Source organism: Chamaesiphon sp. OTE_8_metabat_110, from assembly GCF_031382685.1.
In the GTDB taxonomy this organism is placed as follows: domain Bacteria; phylum Cyanobacteriota; class Cyanobacteriia; order Cyanobacteriales; family Chamaesiphonaceae; genus Chamaesiphon.
Genome location: NZ_JANMZA010000224.1, coordinates 1 through 6,548, shown reverse-complemented (window position 1 = coordinate 6,548; position 6,548 = coordinate 1). Strand labels below are relative to the sequence as shown.

General features: G+C 46.0%; 4 protein-coding genes. 2 read left to right on the top strand and 2 right to left on the bottom strand.

The annotated features are described in order from the left end of the window. Positions 1-185: 185 nt before the first annotated feature. The gene (menD, locus tag RMO52_RS08390) at positions 186-1,925 is read left to right on the top strand and encodes a 2-succinyl-5-enolpyruvyl-6-hydroxy-3-cyclohexene-1-carboxylic-acid synthase (RefSeq protein ID WP_310412851.1); all 1,740 of its coding nucleotides are present in this window, start codon (positions 186-188) and stop codon (positions 1,923-1,925) included. A gap of 56 nt (positions 1,926-1,981) precedes the next feature. On the opposite strand, the gene RMO52_RS08385 is transcribed toward menD, so the two are convergent. Together RMO52_RS08385 and RMO52_RS08380 are read right to left on the bottom strand one after the other, a co-directional pair. Next, the gene (locus RMO52_RS08385; protein ID WP_310412848.1) at positions 1,982-4,249 is read right to left on the bottom strand and encodes an FdhF/YdeP family oxidoreductase; all 2,268 of its coding nucleotides are present in this window, start codon (positions 4,247-4,249) and stop codon (positions 1,982-1,984) included. A gap of 144 nt (positions 4,250-4,393) precedes the next feature. Then, the gene (locus RMO52_RS08380) at positions 4,394-5,278 is read right to left on the bottom strand and encodes a YihY/virulence factor BrkB family protein (RefSeq protein WP_309742716.1); all 885 of its coding nucleotides are present in this window, start codon (positions 5,276-5,278) and stop codon (positions 4,394-4,396) included. Between the two features lie 366 nt (positions 5,279-5,644). On the opposite strand from RMO52_RS08380, the gene RMO52_RS08375 reads away from it, so the two are divergent. Beyond that, the coding region (locus RMO52_RS08375) for an AMP-binding protein (RefSeq protein ID WP_310412845.1) at positions 5,645-6,548 on the top strand (904 nt) is incomplete at its 3' end.

The window sequence follows — 6,548 nt, the reverse complement described above, 5'->3', positions numbered from 1 at the left end:
CTGCTAGAATTCAGTTTTTGAGATTTACGAATACGCAGGTATATGAAGAGTTGGGTACTGTCATTGAGTTAATTTCACAGATGATTTGTGATTTGCGAGAATTACCCCACCCCAGCCCACCCCATTATAAGGGGAGGGAGCAACTAAATCCCCCCATTATAATGGGGGTTGGGGGGTAATTTTTCATGAATCAACTGTGGGGATATTTAATAGTTGAAGAACTAGTCAGAAATGGTGTTGATTATTTTGTCATTTCTCCTGGTTCTCGATCGACACCATTGACTGTAGCGGTAGCTCAAAACGCGCAAACAAATAAGATTGTGTGTTTAGACGAGAGAGCGGCGGGTTTTCATGCGATCGGATATGCTCGTGCTACTGGCAATCCGGCGGTATTAATTTGTACTTCTGGGACGGCTGCGGCAAATTATTTACCCGCCGTCATTGAAGCCTCGATCGATAATATTCCGCTGATTATTCTATCTAGCGATCGACCGCCAGAATTGCGCCAGACGGGGGCAAACCAGACGATCGATCAGGTAAATTTGTATGGCAATTACCCGACATGGCAGTTCGATTTACCTTGCCCTACAACCGAAATTAACCCCAATGTGGTGCTGACGACGATCGATCTTACTGTATCTAAATCGCGACAAGCTCCAGGCGGAGTGGTGCATCTCAATTGCATGTTTCGTGAGCCTTTTGGATCTACAGATGCACCTGTAGAAATACCTGCAAGTTTGGTGAAGTGGAGTGAGAAGCGATCTCCATATACTCGTTATGCCAATAAATTAACTATTCCAGCTCCTGACGAAATTCAGTCGCTCGTTGACACGATCGCAGCCACCACCAAGGGTATCCTATTTGTCGGACAGTTAAAGTCTCCAGCAGAAATTCAGGCAGTAATAAAATTAGCAGCGCGACTAAATTGGGCTGTATTTGCTGATGTGCAGTCGGGATTGAGATTGCGTCAGGATTTCCCGAATTTAATTCATTACTTCGACAGATTATTACTGACGGGTAGTGCTGTAGAGTTAGAGCAGGTCGATACGATCGTCCAAATCGGGACGAAAATCGTTTCATTGCAGTGGTTTAAATGGATCGAGAAACATCCACCGACAAATTATATTGCGATCGCGGCTAATGGCGAACGCTACGATCCTAGCCATTTAGTCTCGCTCAGAATCGAATCTGACATCGCTTACCTATGTCAGCAGTTGTGTCAGCAGTTACCGCAGATATCCCCGTCAACCTGGGTGCAGAAGTTACGATTCGCTTCAGGCAGAATCAGCGCTACAGCCGCTAAATTTTTAAAAACCTCAAAATTAACCGAACCACTCATCGCGCGCACTATCTCCGAACTCATCCCTTTTCAACATGGCTTGTGGGTGTCAAATAGTATGCCGATTCGGGATTTGGGTATGTTTGGTGTCGGTGCAATTGTTGAAGATTCTCAGTCATGCAGTCTGCGAGTCGGGGCAAATCGGGGTACGAGTGGGATTGAAGGGGCGATTGCCGCAGCAACTGGTTTTGCTGTGGGTTTGCAGGCTCCAGTGACGACAATTGTGGGAGACTTATCGAGCTTATATGACTTAAATTCGTTTGCATTATTGCAACGCAATTTACAGCCAGTAATTGTGGTAATTATCAATAATGATGGTGGGGGAATATTTTCCTTTTTACCGATCTCTAAATCTACCGAGATCTTCGATACTTATTTTGGGACGCCACATGGTTTGAAATTCGATCGCGCCGCTGCAATGTTTGAGTTAGATTATTATCATCCTCAAAATCGGGATGAATTTATCCGCTACTATCAACAAGCGCTAACAAAAAATTGTAGTGCCATCATTGAAGTAACAACCGATCGATCTGAAAATCTTAAGTTACATCAGGATCTTGCCAGACTTTGCAGTATGGAAGACTAATCGAGCAATCTAGGAATCGAGCGATTTGTCTGGTTAATTCTCAATTCTCAATTAATTTACTTATCGCTGTAAATCACTACTGGCACCCGCTTATAAGCTGGCGTACCCGATCGAGTTTCTGTCTGAGCCGTAAAAATTACATTCACTTCTGGATAAAACATTAAAGCCGCACCTTCACGCACCGAGCCATAAATTACCTCGACATCTTTTAACTTACCAGCATCGCCTTGGACTGTCACTCGATCGTGTGCTGCTAGATCGATTTTTTCAGCATCGAGCCGATTCATCAAAATACAGTTGCGATGCGGCATTCCGCGATACATATCGCCAATTTTATAGACGACGGTATTGTGTTGAGAATAGCTACGTCCGGTCATTAATGCTAATACTAAACTATTGTTGGCACGCTCGCCGATATTGAAATCTTGAGCGGTGGGTAGTGTCAGATCTGGAAGTGGGGTGGTAAACATTTTTGCCTTCCCCGATGGTGTTTTGAAATGCGGTTTGGTGACGATGCGATCGGCAATGGTAAATTCTTCTTTGGTATCATCGATCGTCGCGATTTTCTGATAACCTTCGATGGTACTGGCGATAATTTGGCGAATGTATTGAGGATCTTGCATCTTCCGCCATTGAATCGGCTCTTCACCGAGAACATAGTGCGCTAGTTTAGTCAAAAATTCGACTTCGGGAATTAAATCGCCAGATTTGAGGTGGGTTTCTCCTGCATCGTTGAGCCGCACAAAATTGTTACCCGATTCTGAAGTGGTTTTATAAGGATTTTCAAACCGATTGAAGACAGGAATAATTATCGTGTTGGTTTTTGCCAATCCATTAAAATGCCCGATGTTGGGCTTGGTTGCCATGTAGATGATGGTGTCGATATTGCCCAAGGCTTGCTTCGCCTGATTGGAATTGGGGTTGGCACCATAGAGATTACCACCGACACAGATCAAACTATCTACTTTACCTGCTGCTGCTGCTTCGATCAGATCGCGGGTGTGATAACCTGTGGGGAGATTCAGAGAGCGTCCTAGCAGCCGCTCCAAGGCTTGCTTTAGCTCCTCTTTGAGTTTCACCGTCACGCCCATCGATCCGAAGCCTTGGACGTTAGAATGTCCGCGTACTGGCATGACGCCCGCGCCCATTTTGCCAGCGTTACCACTGACTAGGGCGGTATTGGCAATACTGTAGACGTTATCGACACCGTTGAGCTGTTGGGTGAGTCCCATCGCCCAGGCGAAGACAACTCGTTTGGACATGCCGATGATGGTGGCTGCGGATTCGATTTCGGTTTGGGATACGCCGCAAGTAGATGTAATAGTTTCCCAGGAAGTTGTATGCGCTTGTTCGAGGATAGCTTCCCAACCTTCAGTATGCGCTTGCAAGAACTCGCGATCGATTCGTCCTTGCCCCATTAATGCTTTTTGAATACCGATAAATAAGGCAACATCGCTACCAGGAATCGGTTGTAAATACAGATCGGCAATTTTTGAGCCGGGAACTAAGGATTTAACCGGAAATGCGGGAGAGCCAAATTTAACCAGCCCGATTTCCATCACCGGATTGATAACGATAACTTTGCCACCGTTGTCGCGGATTTTAATTAATTCATTCATCAAGCGCGGATGATTGGATGGTGAATTTGCCCCCGCCAATACCACACAATCCGCTTCCTTCAAACTTTCCAAGCTAACGATCGAAGTTTTGGTACCAAACATCTCACTCAACGCCGTCGTCGAAGGTGCATGACACAAATCCGAGCAATCTGCCAGATTATTAGAACCCAACGTCCGCATCATTAGTTGCAATACAAACGCCGCCTCATTCGAGCCGCGCCCCGAACTATAAGAAGCCACCCGCTCTGGATCTAGCTTAAATGCCGCAGTCGCGATCGAGTAAATCTCATCCCAAGAAATCCGCTGAAAATGCGAACTTCCCGCTCGTAAAATCACTGGAAAACTCAATCTTCCCAATCGATCGGCTTCATAAGAAGTAAGCTGTTGTAATCTCGCGATCGGATTGGTATCGAAAAAATGTTTAGATACTGGCGGCTGAATTTCGGCGGTAATTGCCTCGACGCTTTTCATACAGCGTTGCAGCTTTTCACCCTCTTCATTTGTAAAGCCCCCTTTCTGTCCCCCCGTCCCCCAAGAGCAAGACAAGCACGCACTATGGTGCAGCAAAGTCTTCCAGATTTTTGGCCCTTCTGGAGACAACGTATGCTCCGCCCAATACTTAATTATCGGCAGCCCCCCGCCAATTTCCGGGGTATCCTCGTTGGTTTCATCGAACGGTGGTTGGGACGGTGAAGTGGTTTCCATGCGATTTCACAACGAGCTGATTGATTTTAAATAATTTAGCACGAACAATTCGCTCTCAAACTCTACCGATAGATAGATGCTAGACGTTCCCATCTCTTAGCCGATCGCTAGACTAGCTGCTCACTCCAAGCCACTCGATCTTGATTATTCTTGACGATGCAATCGATCGCGACTTGACGATCGATGCGAGCCATACCTACGAGTATATACCTGAGTAAATTCTGCCCCGAATAACATAATCTGCACCGAATAATAAATCCAAGCTAAAACCGTAATCACAGATCCAGCGGCACCATAAGCTGAGCCAAAACTACCATTACCTAAATAAAATCCGAGCAATTCCTTTCCAATACTAAATAGGATCGATGTAAACAGTGCGCCCACTAAGACATCTCGCCAAGCAATCTTAATATCAGGCAGATACTTATAAATTAGTGCAAATAATAAAGTAAACACACCCAAGGAAATCCCGATATTAACTACCTTCCACAAACTTTCTAATGCTGGAAACATACTATTGGTAAAAGCACTCACCGCTGCTAATCCCGCACTAACAACTAATGAAACCATTAAAATAAAGCCGATCGTAATCACCATTGCGAACGAAAAAATTCGCTTGCGAACTACCGCTTTGACGCCTCCTTCTAGCGATTCTTCAACATTCCAGACAGCATTAAGCGAATCTTGGAGTTGAATAAAAACGCCAGAAGCTCCAAATATCAACGCCAGCGTACTAATTATTGACGGCACGATCCCATTGCCATTCTCAGGATTTTGAGTATTTGCTAGCGCCGTCTGTACCACCTCAGCACCTGCTTTACCCAGCAATCCCTGAATCTGAGCGACAACCTCACCCCTAGCCGCTTCTTCCCCAAATACCGCCCCAGCCACAGCCACCGCAATCACCAATAAAGGCGCGATCGAAAATAATGTATAGTATGCCAGCGCCGCCGCCATCCGATCGACTTTATCTTTTTGCCACTCCGCGACAGTTTCCTTCAACAGGCTCCAGACTTTTCTCCAACTCATTTGTCGATCGATGATAATTTACCATCCATATTTAGCAGGTCGGCTCAAATTTACTCTCTATCTAGAGGATGAAGTCTCGATCGATCCGGGTAATGTAAAGGAGGTAGATAATATATAAAATAAAATATTTGCTCTCCAGCGGTTATGGTGATAAGCAAGACTTATTGTAAAGAGGAAAGGGGAAAGGGGAAAGGGGAAAGGGGTTTTGATGGCACGAGCGATTGATGTTTAAGTAAGCTAGCTATTCCCCCAAAATAGCAGGAGAGCCGTTCTATCTATCCTACCTCGATCGCCACTAGCAAATTGTCCCGCTAACTGGGCGATAATTAGCTACATAATAATCGATCGTAAATCTTCGCTCCTACCATGTCAGAAATATCCATCGAATCTACGCTCCACGAAGAGCGACTATTTAGCCCAGCAGCAGAATTTTCCCAAGCTGCACAGATTAAGAGCTTGGCGGAATATGAAGATATTTATGCCCGCGCCCAAGCTAATCCCGAACAGTTTTGGGCAGAACTGGCGACAAGCGAATTGCATTGGTTTAAAAAATGGGAAACAGTGCTAGATTGGCAGCCCCCATTTGCCAAGTGGTTTACAGGCGGCAAGATTAATATCTCGTATAATTGTCTCGATCGACATCTGACTACTTGGCGGAAGAATAAAGCCGCGCTAATTTGGGAAGGCGAACCGGGCGACTCCCGCACGCTGACTTACGCTCAATTGCATCGCGAAGTTTGTCAGATGGCGAATGCGCTCAAACAGATGGGTGTCGTTAAAGGGGATTTAGTCGGGATTTACATGCCGATGATTCCGGAAGCGGCGATCGCGATGCTGGCTTGTGCGAGAATTGGGGCGGTACATACCGTTGTCTTTGGTGGCTTTAGTGCCGAAGCTTTGCGCGACAGGTTGGCTAATGGTAAGGCTAAAGCCGTAATTACCGCCGATGGTGGTTGGCGTAAAGATGCGATTGTCCCGCTGAAAATTCAAGTCGATAAAGCTTTAGAAAATAACGCCTGTCCGACAGTCGAGAAGGTTTTAGTCGTCCAACGTACCAAGCAAGAAATCCCCACGATCGAGGGACGCGATATCTGGTGGCATGAAATTCAGTCTACCGTATCCGCCCACGGTCCCGCCGTCGAAATGGATGCCGAGGATATGTTATTCGTCCTCTACACCTCCGGTAGCACGGGCAAACCCAAGGGAGTAGTCCATACTACTGGCGGTTATAACCTCTACAGCCACATTACCACCAAATGGATTTTCGATC

Bases quoted from the DNA above. Each gene is read 5' to 3' on its own strand.
- menD (WP_310412851.1), top strand. From the start codon at position 186: ATGAATCAACTGTGGGGATATTTAATAGTTGAAGAACTAGTCAGAAAT.
- RMO52_RS08385 (WP_310412848.1), bottom strand. From the start codon at position 4,249: ATGGAAACCACTTCACCGTCCCAACCACCGTTCGATGAAACCAACGAG.
- RMO52_RS08380 (WP_309742716.1), bottom strand. From the start codon at position 5,278: ATGAGTTGGAGAAAAGTCTGGAGCCTGTTGAAGGAAACTGTCGCGGAG.